Source organism: Bacillus sp. DX3.1, assembly GCF_030292155.1.
GTDB lineage: Bacteria > Bacillota > Bacilli > Bacillales > Bacillaceae_G > Bacillus_A.
In genome coordinates this window covers 4,346,125-4,361,371 of sequence record NZ_CP128153.1, presented here as the reverse complement: position 1 = coordinate 4,361,371, position 15,247 = coordinate 4,346,125, and the positions used below count along the sequence as shown (strand labels likewise).

Sequence of the window (15,247 nt, the reverse complement as noted above, 5' to 3'; positions counted from 1 at the left end):
AATCTATATCCTTAAATGTTAGAATAATAAGAAAATAAAAAAGGGGATAGAGGAATGTTCACACTTCGAGTCGATGATGAAATCGAGCTTCAATTATTAGAAACACATCATAAAGAAGAGTTGTATCAATTAGTAGATCAAAACCGAGAGCATTTAAGAGAATGGTTACCATGGGTGGATTTCACAAAATCAGCTGATGCATATGATGAAATTTTTCCGATGTGGCTGAAGCAATTTGCAGCTGGAAACGGCTTTGAAGCAGGTATACGGTATAAGGGGAAACTTGTTGGAATGATTGGTATCCATGAGGTGAACTGGGCTAAGAAAGCAACGGGTCTTGGATATTATCTCGCAGAAGAGGCAGGCGGAAAAGGCATTATGACGCGAAGTGTAAAAGCGGTGCTTTGCTATGCGTTTGAGGAATTAAAATTGAATAAAATAGAAATTCATTGCGGAGTAGAGAATCAGAAAAGCCGGGGAATTCCTGAGCGACTTGGTTTTAAATTAGATGGCATTATGCGTGACGGAGAATGGTTGTACGATCATTTTCATGATGTTGCAGTGTATAGTTTATTAACTTCAGAATGGAAGGAGATTCGATGAACAATACTATTTGCATTACGCCATATGAAAGTAAGTACCAATTTGAAGTAGTCGATTTAATTGTTCATATTCAACAAAAGGAATATAATGTACCAATTACAAAGGAAGAGCAACCGGATTTACTAGAAATAGAGCAGTTTTATCAAAGGGATAACGGAAACTTTTGGGTGACAACGCATGATGGAAAAGTAGTTGGTACGATAGCCTTGTTGGATATTGGAAACGGGCAAGTAGCTCTGCGAAAGATGTTTGTGAAAAAAGAGTACCGGGGAAAGATATGGAATACCGCGAACCTTTTACTACAAACTGCAATCTCTTGGGCAAAAGAAAAAGGGTTAGAAGGAATCTATCTGGGAACAACATTACAGTTTGTGGCAGCGCATTGCTTCTATGAGAAGAATGGATTTCAGAGTATTAGGATGGAAGAGTTGCCAGAGAGTTTTCCAGTACTTCAGGTGGATAAGAAATTTTATAAGTACAGTGTGTGAAAAATAGACATCATTCAAATTATGAATGATGTCTATTTTATAATCAAAGGTGTATTCAAAAAAATGTGGTATAATTTGGATGAGAGGTGATGATATGAACTTTTCAATTCAAAGAAGCACACCAATTATGACTGTTGTGAGTATAATGCTGATTCTTATGATTGTTTTACCAATCGGAATGCTTATTACAAACAAAGGAAGTTGGGGATCAGCACTGATAGGAGGAACAATTTGTCTCATTGTAAATGTGCCGCTTGTTTGGGATGTTTTTATTAAGAAACATACAGTGGGAAACGGTGTATTGAGATATGGCATATTGAATGATGACATCGTATTATCTGATATAAGAATTGTACGCCAAGTTGGTAAATCACTTGAAATTACAACAAATCAATATAAAGTACATATGATTGCAATACCGAAAGAGAAAGAAAAGTTGTTGTCACTCATTCAAAAAGCGAATCCACATGTGAAAATAGATGTGAAGGCATAATGGGAGGCGAGTAATGAAGCATATTAGGCTGTTATTTTGTTTTGAGTTATTGATGGTACTGGTCGTTTGTGTCAGAGGACATGTACGCTGGGGGTGGCCATTATATTTGTCGATAGGAGTAGGCATTTTAGCAGTTGTGCTTTTGTTTTATTATCATTCTCGTCAAACCCGAAGTAAGGGGCATAAAGTAGAAAAATAATATCGGCGCTTTTTCGAATACATCGACTGTTTCTCATGATATATCGGCGATTCGACATAATATATCGATTCTTCGGCGAAATATGGCATACAAAAAAGAGCCCTCTTTTTAAAAGGAGAGCTCTTCTTCATTTTATTTTAAGTTCTCAGGATTTAACGCTTCTAATTCAGGTACAACAAAACGGCCATCTTTACGGATTAATACGTCGTCGAAGTAAATTTCGCCGCCGCCGTATTCAGGGCGTTGGATACATACTAAATCCCAGTGGATGTTAGAGTTGTTGCCGTTCCATGCATTGTCGTAAGCTTGTCCAGGTGTGAAGTGGAAGCTACCATCGATTTTTTCATCAAATAGGATGTCGCCCATTGGATGTAAGATGTATGGATTTACGCCGATTGCGAATTCCCCAACGTAACGTGCGCCTTCATCTGTATCGAAAATTTTATTAATGCGCTCTGTATCGTTTGCTGTTGCTTCAACGATTTGACCATTTTTAAATGTAAGTTGTACGTTTTCAAATGTATAGCCGCTGTAAGGTGATGGCGTGTTGTAAGATACTGTACCGTTAACAGAATCGCGAACTGGTGCAGAATATACTTCGCCATCTGGAATGTTTAAATGACCAGAGCATTTAATAGCTGGAATATCTTTAATAGAGAATGTTAAGTCAGTTCCAGGTCCAGCAAGACGAACTTTATCTGTTTTGTTCATCAGCTCAACAAGGTTATCCATTGCTTTATCCATTTTACCGTAATCTAAGTTACATACTTCGAAGTAGAAGTCTTCAAACGCTTCTGTACTCATTTTAGCAAGCTGTGCCATAGATGCATTTGGGTAGCGAAGAACAACCCAGCGAGTTTTTGGAACGCGGATGTCTCTATGAACTTTTTTACCAACTGTTTGACCATGAATTTTCATGCGTTCACTTGGAACATCAGCTTGTTCGTTAATGTTGTCACCAGAGCGAAGGCCGATATAAGCATCCATATCTTTCATTACGCTTGCTTCATAGGCAGCGATTTGCTCGAAGTGTTCTTCTGTTGCACCCATCAATAAAGAGCGGTCTACTTGATGATCTTTTAATGAAACGAATGGGAAACCACCAGCTGCATATGCTTCTTTTACAAGTGCTGTTACAAGTTCTTTTTGTAAACCGAAGTTTTCGATTAATACTTTTTCGCCTTTTTGTAAGCGGATTGAGTAGTTAATTAAATTTTTCGCTAATGTTTCAATACGTGGGTCTTTCATGTATAAAGCCTCCCTACTAGTTATCCCGTTCTAATGGATAGTAAAACCCCCACCTCAAAATTCAGGGAAGGGAGATAGCTGCACATTAGAGCAAGGTTGGTGAAATCTCTCTATCAGTAGGAGATGAAGAAAATTCCTACTAATAGAAGTTTCGTTTTATGTATCCTCCTATATTGTAACCTACTTGCTGGAATTTGTTTAATGGTTTGTGTTACATTTGACAAACAAATATGAAAATTCTCGCGAAACTGTAAGGATTAGAACGAAACGGAAAATGATTGTATAATAGGAGAAAGTATGAAAAAGATAAAGGAAGTGATGAAATGCAAGTTCTTTTATACGTAAGTGCAGCCATTATTGCAGTTGCTTTTGTTGTATTGGTGGTGTATGTATGTAGAACGTTACTATCTGTTCAGAAGACATTGGAAAATGTTGCGAGTACACTGGAAGGATTAGAAAAGCAAATGCAAGGGATAAGCGTAGAGACGGAGCAATTATTACATAAGACGAACGCATTAGCTGACGATATTCAACAGAAATCTCAGTCGTTAAATAAAGTGGTAGAAGGTGTAGATGGAATTGGAACAACAATTCATTCTCTAAATACGAAACTTCGTAATGTATCAGATTCTGTTACAAATGAAATTGAGAACAATGCAGATAAAGTTGCACAAGTCGTGCAATGGAGTAGTGCAGCAATTGAAGTGTATAATCATTTTCGGGCTAATAGGCAAGAGAAGAAAATAGAAAAGGCTGAGAAAAAGCTGGAAAAAGCAGAGAAAAAAGAGAAGCGATCTAGGCTTCCAATTCGTATGAGAGGTGAGTAAAATGAGCATGATAAAAGTAGAAACGATTGAACAATTTGAAGCGTTATTAGAAACGAAAGAGCCTTATATTCTTTTTAAACATAGTACGACATGTCCAATTAGCCAAGGTGCTTTTACAGAGTTTCAAGCATATTGTCAGGACGGACAAATAGCTCCTGCTTATTATTTATACGTACAAGATGCGAGATCCGTTTCGAATCGTATTGCAGAGCACTTTGGAATTAAACATGAATCACCGCAAGTATTGTATATAAAAGATGGAACAGTCGCATGGCATACGTCCCATTGGAAGATTAAAAAGCAATCGTTAGAAGAGAATGTGAAGTAGAAAAAACAAGCGAATTCGCTTGCTTTTTTTATTTTCGAAAATGGCATTGGTGATCGCTATTATTTCGAATTAAAGTAAGGGAAAGAAACGATTCGATATGCAGTGCATGGCGGAGTATATCATGTGACAACTGCATATGTATTGTATATAATAAGTTATCCCGCACTAACGGGCATAAGGGCCCGATTAGTTCAACTGATTTTCAGTGGGGGATGAAGCCCCGCTGAGAAAAGTTTCACTTTATCTTACGAATGATAATTACGTATTTTCACATATATATAACTTTGAAAGAGGTGGCTTTTCTATGGCATCACAAGAGCTAGATCGCTTACGTTCTCAAATTGATGAGATTAACATGAAAATGTTAGAATTACTAAATGAACGAGGACGTCTTGTGCAAGAGGTCGGTAAATTAAAAGAAGTACAGGGTGTAAAACGATTTGATCCTGTACGCGAGCGTAAAATGCTTGATTTAATTGCGGAAAAGAATAACGGACCGTTTGAAACATCTACACTTCAACATATTTTTAAGCAAATTTTTAAAACTGGGTTAGAATTACAAGAAGATGATCATCGTAAAGCGCTTCTTGTTTCACGTAAGAAAAAGTCAGAAGATACGATTGTTGATATTAAAGGTGAAAAAATCGGTGATGGTAATCCACACTTTATTATGGGTCCATGTGCCGTAGAAAGTTACGAACAGGTGCGCCAAGTTGCAGAAGCGATGAAAGCACAAGGATTGAAGCTGATGCGCGGCGGTGCGTTTAAACCTCGTACATCACCATATGATTTCCAAGGTCTTGGACTAGAAGGTCTGAAAATTTTACGTCAAGTCGCTGATGAATATGATTTAGCGGTTATTAGTGAAATTTTAAATCCAAATGATATTGAGATGGCACTGGATTATGTTGATGTGATTCAAATCGGTGCTCGTAATATGCAAAACTTCGAACTGTTGAAAGCTGCTGGATCTGTGAAGAAACCAGTATTATTAAAACGCGGTTTATCAGCAACAATTGAAGAATTTATGTACGCGGCAGAATATATTATTGCCCAAGGAAACAGCGACATTATTTTATGTGAACGCGGCATTCGTACTTATGAAAGGGCAACGCGTAACACGCTAGACATTTCCGCTGTGCCGATTTTGAAGAAGGAAACACATTTACCTGTCATTGTGGATGTAACGCATTCTACGGGTCGACGCGACCTCTTATTACCAACTGCGAAAGCAGCGATGGCAATCGGGGCTGATGCGGTTATGGCTGAAGTACATCCAGACCCAGCTGTCGCATTATCTGATTCAGCACAACAAATGGATATTCCAGAGTTCAATGAGTTTATGAAAGAATTAAAAGCATTTCGCGGCAGATAATCTAAAGTGCATACAAGGTCTATGCGGTACTTATTGCATAGACTTTTTTCAAAAAATGCCCTTTTTTACATAAAAAATACGAAAATATAAGAAAAAAAGCGAATTTTTTCGAAACTTTGCGGGAACATATTGTATGAGCCCGTATTTATATCGTATCATTAGTAAAAGGACTCGGGACGATTGGTGACATCTTCAGGTAGAGTTGATGTCTTTTTTTCATTCAAGTGAACCGATACATAAATATAGATAACATATATATAAGGAGTGTGCGAAGAGATGAACGTAACAATCTATGATGTAGCGCGCGAAGCAAATGTCTCAATGGCAACCGTATCACGTGTTGTAAACGGTAACCCAAACGTAAAGCCTACAACAAGAAAGAAAGTATTAGAAGCAATTGAACAACTAGGCTATCGCCCAAATGCAGTTGCACGTGGACTTGCAAGTAAAAAGACAACAACAGTGGGTGTTATTATTCCAGATATCTCTAATACGTTTTATGCAGAACTTGCACGTGGGATTGAAGATATTGCAACAATGTACAAATATAACATCATTTTAAGTAACTCTGACCAAAACAAAGAAAAAGAATTTCACTTATTAAATACAATGCTTGGTAAACAAGTGGACGGTATTGTATTTATGGGAGAAGATATTACAGATATTCATGTAGAAGAGTTTAAAAAGTCTCCTGTACCAATCGTACTTGCAGCATCATTTGATGAGAAAAATGAAACCTCGTCTGTAAATATTGATTATGCGCAAGCTGCATACGATGCAATGAAGCATTTCTTAGATCAAGGTCAAACACGTATTGGTTTCGTTTCAGGTCCTTATGTGGATAAAGCAGGAAGTGCAAAAAAATTACAAGGCTACAAAAAAGCGTTAGAAGAAGCTGGCATCGCATATGATGAATCTCTTGTAATCGATGGAGATTACACATATGATTCAGGTATAGAAGCATTTGAAAAGCTATGGGAACTTGATCAAAAACCAACAGCAATCTTTGTATCTTCAGATGAAATGGCATTAGGTGTCATCCATGCTGCACAAGATGCTGGATTAAATGTACCGGAAGATATAGAAGTATTGGGCTTTGACAATACTCGCCTTGCAATCATGGTTCGTCCGCAGCTTTCTACAGTTGTACAACCAATGTATGATATCGGAGCGGTAGCAATGCGCTTATTAACAAAATATATGAACAAAGAAAACGTAGAAGATCATACGGTTATTTTACCTCACCGTATTCAATTTAGAAGTTCAACAAAGTAGGAGTAGGAAAAACTCACAGTATTACACTGTGAGTTTTTATTTTCAACGGGAGCGATAGAAAGTAACGCTATCTGTTTCATTAAAAAATGTTTTAGACTATAGAATAAAGCATTAGTAAAAAAATAGTTGTAAGCTGAAAATGTGTTTTCCAAATATGGAATACATTTTGTATTTAATTCAATAATCTAAAAACCCCTTCAGATTTCCTAAAGGGGTTTTATTTTCACATAAATAACTTAATCCATCATCATATATTATAACTATTTAACAAATACTTTCATTATCTCATCTGCTGAATTTGTATCCAAACGCCATTGATTTTTCCCGAATTTGATCATGTCAATCGTTACTATTTCTTCGGTACCTGAAGTTTTTGCTTCTGGTATTAATCTTATTAAATAATCAAATAAACGTTTTTCTAATTCATCTTGGCTAATATTTGGATTTTGACTTGCAATCATTCTACCTTCGCTTTCAATTCTAGGTTCCAACTCACTTAGCATAAGTGGTTTAGCTTTTAATTCCACCTGTGCTTTATCATCTCTCGTAGATAATACTTTCGTTTCAAATTTTACATTTTGCTGAAATGCTATTTTTATAACATTATAGTAATTTATAAGTGCTTGTTCATCAAGTTGATTGCTATATGTTCGTGCAGTTGATTGTTTAAAACCATCTTCTACATCACGAACAAATTGAGCACCTTCTTCACCTGTCAAATCATTAATTTTTTCAACGTCTTTATTATAATAGGCAGCATTTAAATATGCAGTTAGAGCCTCAGCAGGTTTTTGTAACTCTTTTGATTTTTTCGCTAATTCTTTTCCTTGAATTTTAAAGGAAACCTTCTCTTCTTTATCTTTTTTCGGATCAATACTGTATTTTTTGTAAACTAATTCATAAGAAGAAGCTTCGTCTACATCATAATAAATTGTTCCTGATACTTTTTTCCCTTTATCCACATCACCTGATTTTAACAAATCTTGATCACCCATGTAAAAAGTTTTCATTTTTTCATCATTTTCATACAGTGAAAAATCAGATGGCATTATTTGAATTGTCTTATCACCTATATTTTTTAAACTCACTTCAACTTTTAGAATTTTTTCGTTTGATGGTTTTGAATATTGTTCTGGTAACACAAACGCTGCACTTTCTAATTCAAGTTCAAGATTTTTTGATTTTGCAGTGTCACCTACTTCATATACTTTTGATTCTTTTGATTTCTTTGATTCTTTTGCTTCTGTCGAACTTTTTGATGAATTGCACCCGCTTACAAAACCTACTGTAAGAAGAGTTGCAAGACAAACACCCATGAACTTTTTCATTTGCATATTATGTCCCCGCCTTTTCCCTAAAATACTTTAAGATATTATCTTTAAGTCATTTCCAATTTTATAACAAAACGACAACATTTGTATATAGTGTACCACTTATATTTTGATAAAATAAAAAAATGTTAACTATAATATTGTACGAGTTACTATAACCTCACTTATCGGTATCAACAAAAAGGTTCATCTCTTATTTCCCTTATGTAAATTATGTAATTACAATCTTGTCTAATACTTTATTAGATAGGATGAGGATAGAAGGAAAAAAATGGTTGTACCGATCAAGTTCAGTTACAACATTTTTTGGAACACTACCTTCACAAGAATAGAATTTCACTATTCTTGTAATATGTCATGTATAATAATGATAAAAGGTATGTGAGGGGGGAAAAGAGATGATCGTTCTTTGGATGATTACGCTTTGTATGACAGCTTTTTTTGCATATATGACGTTAATACAAAGTGGCCTAAAGCGCTTTATTCCAGGAAGTATTCTTGCAGGAATTGCCCTTATCACATATGTAGCTTCTATTTTTATTGAAAATATTTCAGTAGGTTGGAGCGCAAGTTTTGTATTTTTTTCGATTACATCGTTTGCAGGTGCAATAGTGGTTTTAATGGTTGCTGGTATTATAATGTTTATTCATATGAATTCGGAAACATTATAAGATGAAAATTTCATCTGAGGGGTCTACTTCAGAGTGTGATAAATAAAGAAAGGCATGAACATCCTTGATGTTCATGCCTTTTGTCCGTTCAATTATGCGTTGTCTTTTGATGCATTTTGTTGCTTCAATAGGTCGCGAATTTCGCCAAGAAGTACTTCCTCTTTTGTTGGTTCTGGAACTTCTTCTGCTTTTTCTTCTTCTTTTTTGAATGATAGCTTGTTGAAGAGCTTAATGAACATGAAGATAGAGAAGGCGATAATAAAGAAGTCAAAAACGGTTTGAATGAACGCACCGTATTTTAATGTTGCTTTCCCCACAGGGTAGGATAGACCTTTGAAATCAACGCCACCTAGTAAAATTCCGATCAATGGCATAATAACATCATTTACTAATGAAGTAACAATTTTACCAAATGCACCACCGATTACAACCCCGACAGCTAAATCAACAACATTCCCTTTTAAGGCGAACTTTTTAAACTCGTTCCACATTTGTGATTCCCATCCTTTCCACGATTCAGTATGAAATTTATAATTCCTATCAACACATTCTATAAAAATTTGTGATAGAAATAAAGGGTGAATGGGAATGAAAGTAAATTCAGAAAACTGTATCCGTTTTATTCTATAAAATCTAAATTTTGTAATTAACTTTATCCCGCATTAACGGGCAGTAATACCTCCACCTCAAATTTCTGCAGAAAGCAAAGAAGTTAGGTGGGGGATGAAGAAAACCCCCACTGATTAAAGTTCACATTATCTTTCTATATGAGATTGTAATAGTGACTGAAGCATCTGCTGTGATTTTAACCCTTCTAATCCATCAACCATTGGTTTTGTATTACCTTGTACACAATCGATGAAATGGTATACAGCACCTTCAAAACCACGCTGTTTTAACGTTGTTTCCCATGAAGGTGACCCATTTTGTGTAACGCTATTATTTTGTTCTACTTCTAATGTATTCATATTTTTCACACGAATAATTTTACCAGTTGTAACAAGCTCGATTTGTTCTAAATTCGTACCAGCATGGCGATGCATAGCGGTAGATAGTAATGTACCGTTCGTACTTGTATAGGTGTGATGTCCATAAAGGAGTTCATTTTTTTCATTTACTTGTATCATATCGTGTACGAGGTGAAGGTCACCATTTGCTAACCAGCGAGCTGTATCGACGATATGTAAATAATCATCAAGCATTGTAAAGTCATATGTATATGGTCCCACTTTGTTTGTACGATGTTTTTCAATACGAATCCATGATAGATCATTTGCTTGTTCTTTTGCTGCAACATACATCGGGACGAAGCGGCGGTTAAAGCCCACCATAAGTTTTCGATTATACTTTTCACTAAGTTCTACTAGTTTTTCAGCTTGTTCAACAGTAGCGGCTAGTGGTTTATCGACATAAACATCGATTCCTCTTTGAAGAAGTTCAGAAACGATTTCATAATGAGTCGCAGTGGAACTATGTACAAACATTGCGTCGCATTCTGAAGCGAGTGTTTGTAAGTTAGAGAATTCTTGAATACGATAATGCTGACAAATTTGCTTGCGTTTTTCAGCATTCGGTGTAAACGCTCCTACGAAATTCCAATCAGTTTCTTTTGTAAGTGTTGGAAGATATGCTTTTTGAGCAATGCTACCAAGTCCAACCATACCAATACGAGGTTTGTTCATGTGTTTTCCCACCCTATTATGAATTTATATCTGTTGTCTAATCTTGTAGTTATGTGTGACAAATTTAATGTAGCATAGCTAGTGAATAGAAACAAAAATTTAGTGTTGCGTGAGTTTACTCATATAGAAATGGAAAATGCTTGAGCTTCTGTATGTGAAGTTCAAGCATTTTTGTGTGTAGCGCAGAGCGGTTCACCATTTCCCTGTATAAAGATTTCAAAAATACCGCGTTTCGTGTGTATCAATTGCTGTTTCCACATAAATATCATCCTTCATGAAATTAGAATAGGAGAGATCTCCTATTCTAATGATTTAATACAAAGCCTTTTTCGTATTATTCCGAATAATTTCGAGAGATTTTGCCACCGTTAATTCATTTTTTTCTTCGATTTCTGGTTTTCGTGGAATAGGATTATACATGTTGTTTGGGTCTTCCCATGTAAGGGGAAGTTCAGTAGGTGCTTGTCCTTTCCAAGCTTCAATCCATTCTGGAGGGAGATAGCCTGAGATGTTAGATATATTGTTCATTTCTAGCCAAATGAGTGCCCATGCTCTTGGGACGACGCGCCATATGTCATAACCACCACCGCCAACGGCAATCCAGCGACCGCCGCAGTATTCATTGGCAATTTCGCGTGCAAGCTTTGGAATCTCACGATAAATTTGTATAGTTGAACAAAGATGAGTAAGAGGATCATAATAGTGAGCATCTGCTCCGTTTTGCGTTAAAATAATATCTGGTTTAAAGTAAGCGGCTACTTCTCTTACAACGGTACGATAGGATTGTAAAAAGGATTCATCTTCTGTAAAGGCATCTAGTGGAACGTTAAACGAGTAACTGTAGCCAACACCTTGACCACGTTCGTTTACGGCGCCTGTTCCAGGGAATAAATAGCGTCCTGTTTCATGTAGTGAAATCGTACAAACGTTGGGATCGTCATAAAAGGACCATTGTACACCATCACCGTGATGCGCATCTGTATCAATATATAAAACACGAAGACCGTATTTTTTCTGCATATATTTAATTGCGATAGAACTATCATTGTATATGCAAAAGCCAGATGCTTTGCCGCGAAAACCGTGGTGTAAACCACCACCTAAATTTAAAGCGTGTTTTGCTTTACCTGAAAGTATTGCATCGACCGCGGTTAATGTTCCACCAACAAGCAGGGCGCTAGCTTCGTGCATGTGAGGGAACATTGGTGTATCTTCTGTTCCAAGCCCGTAGGACATTGCTATCGACTTCTCTAATTTTCCTTCTCCAGCACGTTTTACCGCATCTATGTATTCCTCTGTATGAATGAAAGCAATTTCTTCATCCGTCGCCATTCGAGGTGGAATGACTTGGGAAGGATGAATGAAACCGCCCTTTACTAATAAGTCATAGGTGAGTGTTACACGAAGTTGATTAAAAGGATGCTCAGGGCTAAAGGAATAGCCCCGAAAATCATCTGAATAAATGAAGGCGCTCTTCATGTTTGCATCCCCATTATGTTTGGCCATAATACACGGTAGCCTTTTTGTTCTAACTCTTCAATTACCCTTAGAGGATTCATCGTTTGAATGCGGAAAACGAGTACTTTAGCGCTCTCGTCTTTTGCTGGATAGACGAGAACGCTCACGATATTAATATGGAGCTCACTAAAAATAGCGACTACTTTTCCGAGAATACCAGGTTCATTTTTTACTTGAATTTCAATTTGTGAACTTGGTTGATAGGCACCTGTAAGTTTGACGAGTGTATGTAAGACTGTAGATTCTGATATGACTCCAACGAGCTTTCCGGATTTTGTAACAGGGAGGCAGCCAATTTTATTTTCGAAAAATAAAGTAGCAATTTCTTCAACAAAATCAAGTGGATGACACGTCATCACCGGTTGTTTCATAATCAATTTAATCGGTTGCTTGAGCGTATCAATGGAAACTCGTTCGTCAAGAATCGATGGGCTTGCATCGCGAACATCCCGATCAGAAATAATACCGACTACGTTGTTATCATGATTAACAATGGGAATGTGACGAATGCTTTTCGCATTCAATGTTCGCAGTGCTGTTTCAATCGTGTCATCTGGGTGCAACGCTATTACATCTTGATTCATAATTTCTTCAACAATCATTGCAGGACCTCCTTTCTTAGTACATAAAACGATTTTGAAAGCGTAAGCGGTCAAATGCTTGGATGGAATTTGTATCAACGCGGCTGCCGATGCGAACCATTAAACAGTTGGCAGGATGCGAACAAATTTCTGGATCATCTGTTGCCATCCATTCTAAGCCACCGGCATTCATCATTTTTTCCATCACTTTGCGGTATTCCCAAACATTTAAACCAGTTTGTTTTAAATCCCAGTGCCAATAATATTCGGTCGTTAATATAATATAATCTTCCATATGGTCATCCATCATGGAAACTTCTAATAAATTTTTTCCGACAGAGCATCCACGAAATGCTGGAATGACTTCGATTGCCCCAAGTTCAATTAAATTCTCTATGTTTCCTTCCGACCATCGTTCTAGTGGATCGGGATATAGGTATGTAACATAGCCAACAATTGTTTGTTCGTGTCTCGCAATAATGAGACGAGCTTCTGGTAATTTAGAAATTTCGACAATTGCTTTATATTGTTGATCAGCAGGTCGAAAGGCAATTAAGTCCGGATGGAATTCATACATTTCGAGTTTATGAGTAGACACAGGGCCTTCAATCACTAAGGTTCCTCTTGCTGTTTTTAAGTTTCTTGCATTATATATTTTTTTATGAATCAACATTTTACTCACCACCTTGAGGGTTTGTGAATCTACTATATATCGTACTTTATAATATATGCGATGTGAATCGAATTTTGTCAGTAAAAATTTGTCTAAAAATCAACAAAAATACTGAAAATTTTAAATAATGTTATTATAATAGATAATAGAATACATAGAAGGGGGATGTAAAGTATGAAAGTAGAAACACTTCCTGTCATTAAAGGAGAAAATAATTTGTTGAATTATGAAGAAACATATGCAAATTTTAACTGGGAAGAGGTTAATAAAAATTTTTCTTGGTATGAAACAGGCCGAGTAAATATGGCATATGAGGCAATTGATAAACATGCGAAATCTGATAGAAAAAATAAAGTGGCGCTTTATTATCAAGATGGTTCGCGCAAAGAAAAATATACATTTAAAGAAATGAAGGAATTCTCTAACAAAGCGGGTAATGTTCTGAAAAATTATGGTGATGTGGAAAAAGGAGATCGCGTTTTTATTTTCATGCCACGTTCACCAGAATTATATTTTGCACTTCTTGGTGCAGTGAAATTAGGGGCGATTGTTGGTCCATTATTTGAAGCGTTTATGGAAGGGGCGGTGCGTGATCGCTTAGAAGATAGTGAAGCAAAAGTTCTCATTACGACACCAGAATTGTTAGAGCGTGTACCGCTTAACGATTTACCAGCATTAAAAACGGTCTTTCTTGTTGGAGAAAATGTAGAAGAAGGCGGAAAGCTTGTTGCCTTTAACTCATTATTTGAGCAAGCTTCTAATAAGCTGCAAATCGAATGGCTGGACCGAGAGGATGGATTAATTCTTCATTATACGTCTGGTTCTACAGGAAAGCCAAAAGGTGTTCTTCATGCACAAAATGCAATGGTACAGCATTATCAAACGGCAAAATGGGTGCTTGATTTAAAAGAAGACGATGTATATTGGTGCACTGCTGATCCAGGCTGGGTGACAGGAACTGCTTATGGTATTTTTGCACCATGGTTAGTAGGCGGCTCAAATGTTGTTTTAGGAGGACGTTTTAGTCCAGAGGCATGGTATGAAGCGTTGCAAGATTACGGTGTAACTGTTTGGTATAGTGCACCAACAGCATTCCGCATGTTGATGGGAGCAGGAGAAGGAGCGATTAAGAAATACGACTTATCAGCGCTGCGCCACGTGTTAAGTGTTGGTGAACCGTTAAATCCAGAAGTAATTCGCTGGGGAATGAGCGCATTTGGCCTTCGTATTCACGATACATGGTGGATGACAGAGACAGGTGGACAAGTTATTTGTAACTATCCTTGTATGGAAATTCGCCCTGGATCAATGGGGAAACCAATTCCAGGTGTGAAGGCAGCAATTGTTGATAATGAAGGCAATGAAGTACCGCCATATACAATGGGGAATCTAGCGATTGCGAAAGGCTGGCCATCGATGATGCGCGCAGTTTGGAACAACCCGCAAAAATATGAGTCTTACTTTATGCCAGGTGATTGGTATGTATCAGGTGACTCTGCATATATGGATGAAGATGGTTACTTCTGGTTCCAAGGACGTATTGATGATGTAATTATGACATCTGGCGAGCGCGTTGGTCCATTTGAAGTAGAAAGTAAATTAATTGAACACCCTGCTGTAGCGGAGGCTGGTGTAATTGGTATTCCAGACCCGGTGCGCGGAGAAATTATTAAAGCGTTTATCGCACTACGTGCAGGATACGAAGCATCTGATGAGTTGAAAGAAGAGATTCGTCAATTTGTGAAAAAAGGCCTTGCAGCTCATGCGGCGCCGAGACAAATTGAATTCCGGGATAAATTACCGAAAACAAGAAGCGGTAAAATTATGAGACGCGTTTTAAAAGCGTGGGAGTTAAACTTACCAACAGGCGACTTATCTACGATGGAAGATTAAGAAAGAAAGGTCTGAATGTATACCTCGTTCAGACCTTTCTTTTTTTGTGCTATTATAATAAG

The 15,247-nt window shown here is 37.0% G+C and carries 17 protein-coding genes and 1 pseudogene; 10 read left to right on the top strand and 8 right to left on the bottom strand.

Annotated features, from left to right (window positions below; all coding sequences use genetic code 11):
* Positions 1-54 precede the first annotated feature (54 nt).
* The 4 genes from QRE67_RS21900 to QRE67_RS21885 all read left to right on the top strand — a co-directional run bounded on the left by QRE67_RS21900 (position 55) and on the right by QRE67_RS21885 (position 1,783).
* On the top strand, positions 55-603 hold the full coding sequence (locus QRE67_RS21900; RefSeq protein ID WP_286122296.1) for a GNAT family N-acetyltransferase: 549 nt from the start codon (positions 55-57) through the stop codon (positions 601-603).
* Positions 600-1,091: a GNAT family N-acetyltransferase gene (locus tag QRE67_RS21895; RefSeq protein WP_286122295.1), complete on the top strand. Its 492-nt coding sequence runs from the start codon at positions 600-602 to the stop codon at positions 1,089-1,091. The genes QRE67_RS21900 and QRE67_RS21895 overlap by 4 nt, the downstream gene beginning before the upstream one ends.
* Before the next feature lie 94 nt (positions 1,092-1,185).
* On the top strand, positions 1,186-1,584 hold the full coding sequence (locus tag QRE67_RS21890; protein WP_286122294.1) for a PH domain-containing protein: 399 nt from the start codon (positions 1,186-1,188) through the stop codon (positions 1,582-1,584).
* A gap of 13 nt (positions 1,585-1,597) precedes the next feature.
* The gene (locus tag QRE67_RS21885) at positions 1,598-1,783 is read left to right on the top strand and encodes a hypothetical protein (RefSeq protein ID WP_286122293.1); all 186 of its coding nucleotides are present in this window, start codon (positions 1,598-1,600) and stop codon (positions 1,781-1,783) included.
* Positions 1,784-1,915: 132 nt separating this feature from the next.
* Here QRE67_RS21885 and QRE67_RS21880 read toward each other — a convergent pair whose 3' ends face one another.
* Complete coding sequence (locus QRE67_RS21880) at positions 1,916-3,031, bottom strand: aminopeptidase (protein ID WP_286122292.1); 1,116 nt, start codon at positions 3,029-3,031, stop codon at positions 1,916-1,918.
* A gap of 278 nt (positions 3,032-3,309) precedes the next feature.
* Between QRE67_RS21880 and QRE67_RS21875 the strand changes: the two genes are divergently transcribed.
* From QRE67_RS21875 to ccpA, 4 genes are all read left to right on the top strand, one after another.
* Positions 3,310-3,858 carry a DUF948 domain-containing protein gene (locus QRE67_RS21875; protein WP_286122291.1) on the top strand — a complete coding sequence of 183 codons (549 nt, stop codon included), beginning with the start codon at positions 3,310-3,312 and terminating at the stop codon, positions 3,856-3,858.
* A 1-nt stretch (position 3,859) separates the two neighbouring features.
* A complete protein-coding gene (gene ytxJ / locus QRE67_RS21870; RefSeq protein ID WP_286122290.1) occupies positions 3,860-4,186 on the top strand; it encodes a bacillithiol system redox-active protein YtxJ in 327 nt (108 codons plus the stop codon).
* A 304-nt stretch (positions 4,187-4,490) separates the two neighbouring features.
* Positions 4,491-5,561 (top strand): bifunctional 3-deoxy-7-phosphoheptulonate synthase/chorismate mutase, encoded by a 1,071-nt coding sequence (locus QRE67_RS21865; RefSeq protein WP_286122289.1) that lies wholly within the window; start codon positions 4,491-4,493, stop codon positions 5,559-5,561.
* Positions 5,562-5,837: 276 nt separating this feature from the next.
* Entirely contained in the window at positions 5,838-6,836 is a 999-nt protein-coding gene (ccpA, locus tag QRE67_RS21860) for a catabolite control protein A (protein WP_286122288.1), read from the top strand.
* Between the two features lie 260 nt (positions 6,837-7,096).
* Here the strand turns inward: ccpA and QRE67_RS21855 are convergent, their stop codons facing one another.
* Positions 7,097-8,170, bottom strand: coding sequence for a DUF5105 domain-containing protein (locus QRE67_RS21855; protein WP_286122287.1), 1,074 nt, complete (start codon positions 8,168-8,170; stop codon positions 7,097-7,099).
* A 395-nt stretch (positions 8,171-8,565) separates the two neighbouring features.
* On the opposite strand from QRE67_RS21855, the gene QRE67_RS21850 reads away from it, so the two are divergent.
* The gene (locus QRE67_RS21850) at positions 8,566-8,838 is read left to right on the top strand and encodes a DUF3917 domain-containing protein (RefSeq protein WP_286122286.1); all 273 of its coding nucleotides are present in this window, start codon (positions 8,566-8,568) and stop codon (positions 8,836-8,838) included.
* A gap of 92 nt (positions 8,839-8,930) precedes the next feature.
* Here QRE67_RS21850 and mscL read toward each other — a convergent pair whose 3' ends face one another.
* From mscL to QRE67_RS21820, 6 genes and pseudogenes are all read right to left on the bottom strand, one after another.
* Positions 8,931-9,329: a large conductance mechanosensitive channel protein MscL gene (mscL, locus tag QRE67_RS21845; RefSeq protein ID WP_286122285.1), complete on the bottom strand. Its 399-nt coding sequence runs from the start codon at positions 9,327-9,329 to the stop codon at positions 8,931-8,933.
* Positions 9,330-9,593: 264 nt separating this feature from the next.
* Positions 9,594-10,520: a Gfo/Idh/MocA family protein gene (locus QRE67_RS21840; RefSeq protein ID WP_286122284.1), complete on the bottom strand. Its 927-nt coding sequence runs from the start codon at positions 10,518-10,520 to the stop codon at positions 9,594-9,596.
* 173 nt (positions 10,521-10,693) lie between these two features.
* Positions 10,694-10,780 (bottom strand): annotated as a pseudogene (locus tag QRE67_RS21835) (alpha/beta fold hydrolase); the annotation flags it as partial.
* A gap of 52 nt (positions 10,781-10,832) precedes the next feature.
* A complete protein-coding gene (locus QRE67_RS21830; protein WP_286122283.1) occupies positions 10,833-11,999 on the bottom strand; it encodes an acetoin utilization protein AcuC in 1,167 nt (388 codons plus the stop codon).
* Positions 11,996-12,640, bottom strand: coding sequence for an acetoin utilization AcuB family protein (locus QRE67_RS21825; protein WP_286122282.1), 645 nt, complete (start codon positions 12,638-12,640; stop codon positions 11,996-11,998). Before QRE67_RS21825 ends, QRE67_RS21830 begins: the two co-directional genes overlap by 4 nt.
* Before the next feature lie 16 nt (positions 12,641-12,656).
* Positions 12,657-13,289, bottom strand: a complete 633-nt coding sequence (locus QRE67_RS21820; protein ID WP_286125354.1) for a GNAT family N-acetyltransferase — start codon at positions 13,287-13,289, stop codon at positions 12,657-12,659.
* A gap of 177 nt (positions 13,290-13,466) precedes the next feature.
* On the opposite strand from QRE67_RS21820, the gene acsA reads away from it, so the two are divergent.
* Complete coding sequence (gene acsA, locus QRE67_RS21815) at positions 13,467-15,185, top strand: acetate--CoA ligase (protein ID WP_286122281.1); 1,719 nt, start codon at positions 13,467-13,469, stop codon at positions 15,183-15,185.
* Positions 15,186-15,247 lie beyond the last annotated feature (62 nt).

What these genes read in the sequence shown, in the direction of transcription:
- QRE67_RS21890 (WP_286122294.1), top strand. Translation starts at nt 1,186, where the DNA reads ATGAACTTTTCAATTCAAAGAAGCACACCAATTATGACTGTTGTGAGT.
- QRE67_RS21850 (WP_286122286.1), top strand. Translation starts at nt 8,566, where the DNA reads ATGATCGTTCTTTGGATGATTACGCTTTGTATGACAGCTTTTTTTGCA.
- QRE67_RS21830 (WP_286122283.1), bottom strand. Translation starts at nt 11,999, where the DNA reads ATGAAGAGCGCCTTCATTTATTCAGATGATTTTCGGGGCTATTCCTTT.
- QRE67_RS21895 (WP_286122295.1), top strand. Translation starts at nt 600, where the DNA reads ATGAACAATACTATTTGCATTACGCCATATGAAAGTAAGTACCAATTT.
- QRE67_RS21825 (WP_286122282.1), bottom strand. Translation starts at nt 12,640, where the DNA reads ATGATTGTTGAAGAAATTATGAATCAAGATGTAATAGCGTTGCACCCA.
- mscL (WP_286122285.1), bottom strand. Translation starts at nt 9,329, where the DNA reads ATGTGGAACGAGTTTAAAAAGTTCGCCTTAAAAGGGAATGTTGTTGAT.
- QRE67_RS21865 (WP_286122289.1), top strand. Translation starts at nt 4,491, where the DNA reads ATGGCATCACAAGAGCTAGATCGCTTACGTTCTCAAATTGATGAGATT.
- QRE67_RS21840 (WP_286122284.1), bottom strand. Translation starts at nt 10,520, where the DNA reads ATGAACAAACCTCGTATTGGTATGGTTGGACTTGGTAGCATTGCTCAA.
- QRE67_RS21880 (WP_286122292.1), bottom strand. Translation starts at nt 3,031, where the DNA reads ATGAAAGACCCACGTATTGAAACATTAGCGAAAAATTTAATTAACTAC.
- acsA (WP_286122281.1), top strand. Translation starts at nt 13,467, where the DNA reads ATGAAAGTAGAAACACTTCCTGTCATTAAAGGAGAAAATAATTTGTTG.
- QRE67_RS21885 (WP_286122293.1), top strand. Translation starts at nt 1,598, where the DNA reads ATGAAGCATATTAGGCTGTTATTTTGTTTTGAGTTATTGATGGTACTG.
- ccpA (WP_286122288.1), top strand. Translation starts at nt 5,838, where the DNA reads ATGAACGTAACAATCTATGATGTAGCGCGCGAAGCAAATGTCTCAATG.
- ytxJ (WP_286122290.1), top strand. Translation starts at nt 3,860, where the DNA reads ATGAGCATGATAAAAGTAGAAACGATTGAACAATTTGAAGCGTTATTA.
- QRE67_RS21900 (WP_286122296.1), top strand. Translation starts at nt 55, where the DNA reads ATGTTCACACTTCGAGTCGATGATGAAATCGAGCTTCAATTATTAGAA.
- QRE67_RS21855 (WP_286122287.1), bottom strand. Translation starts at nt 8,170, where the DNA reads ATGCAAATGAAAAAGTTCATGGGTGTTTGTCTTGCAACTCTTCTTACA.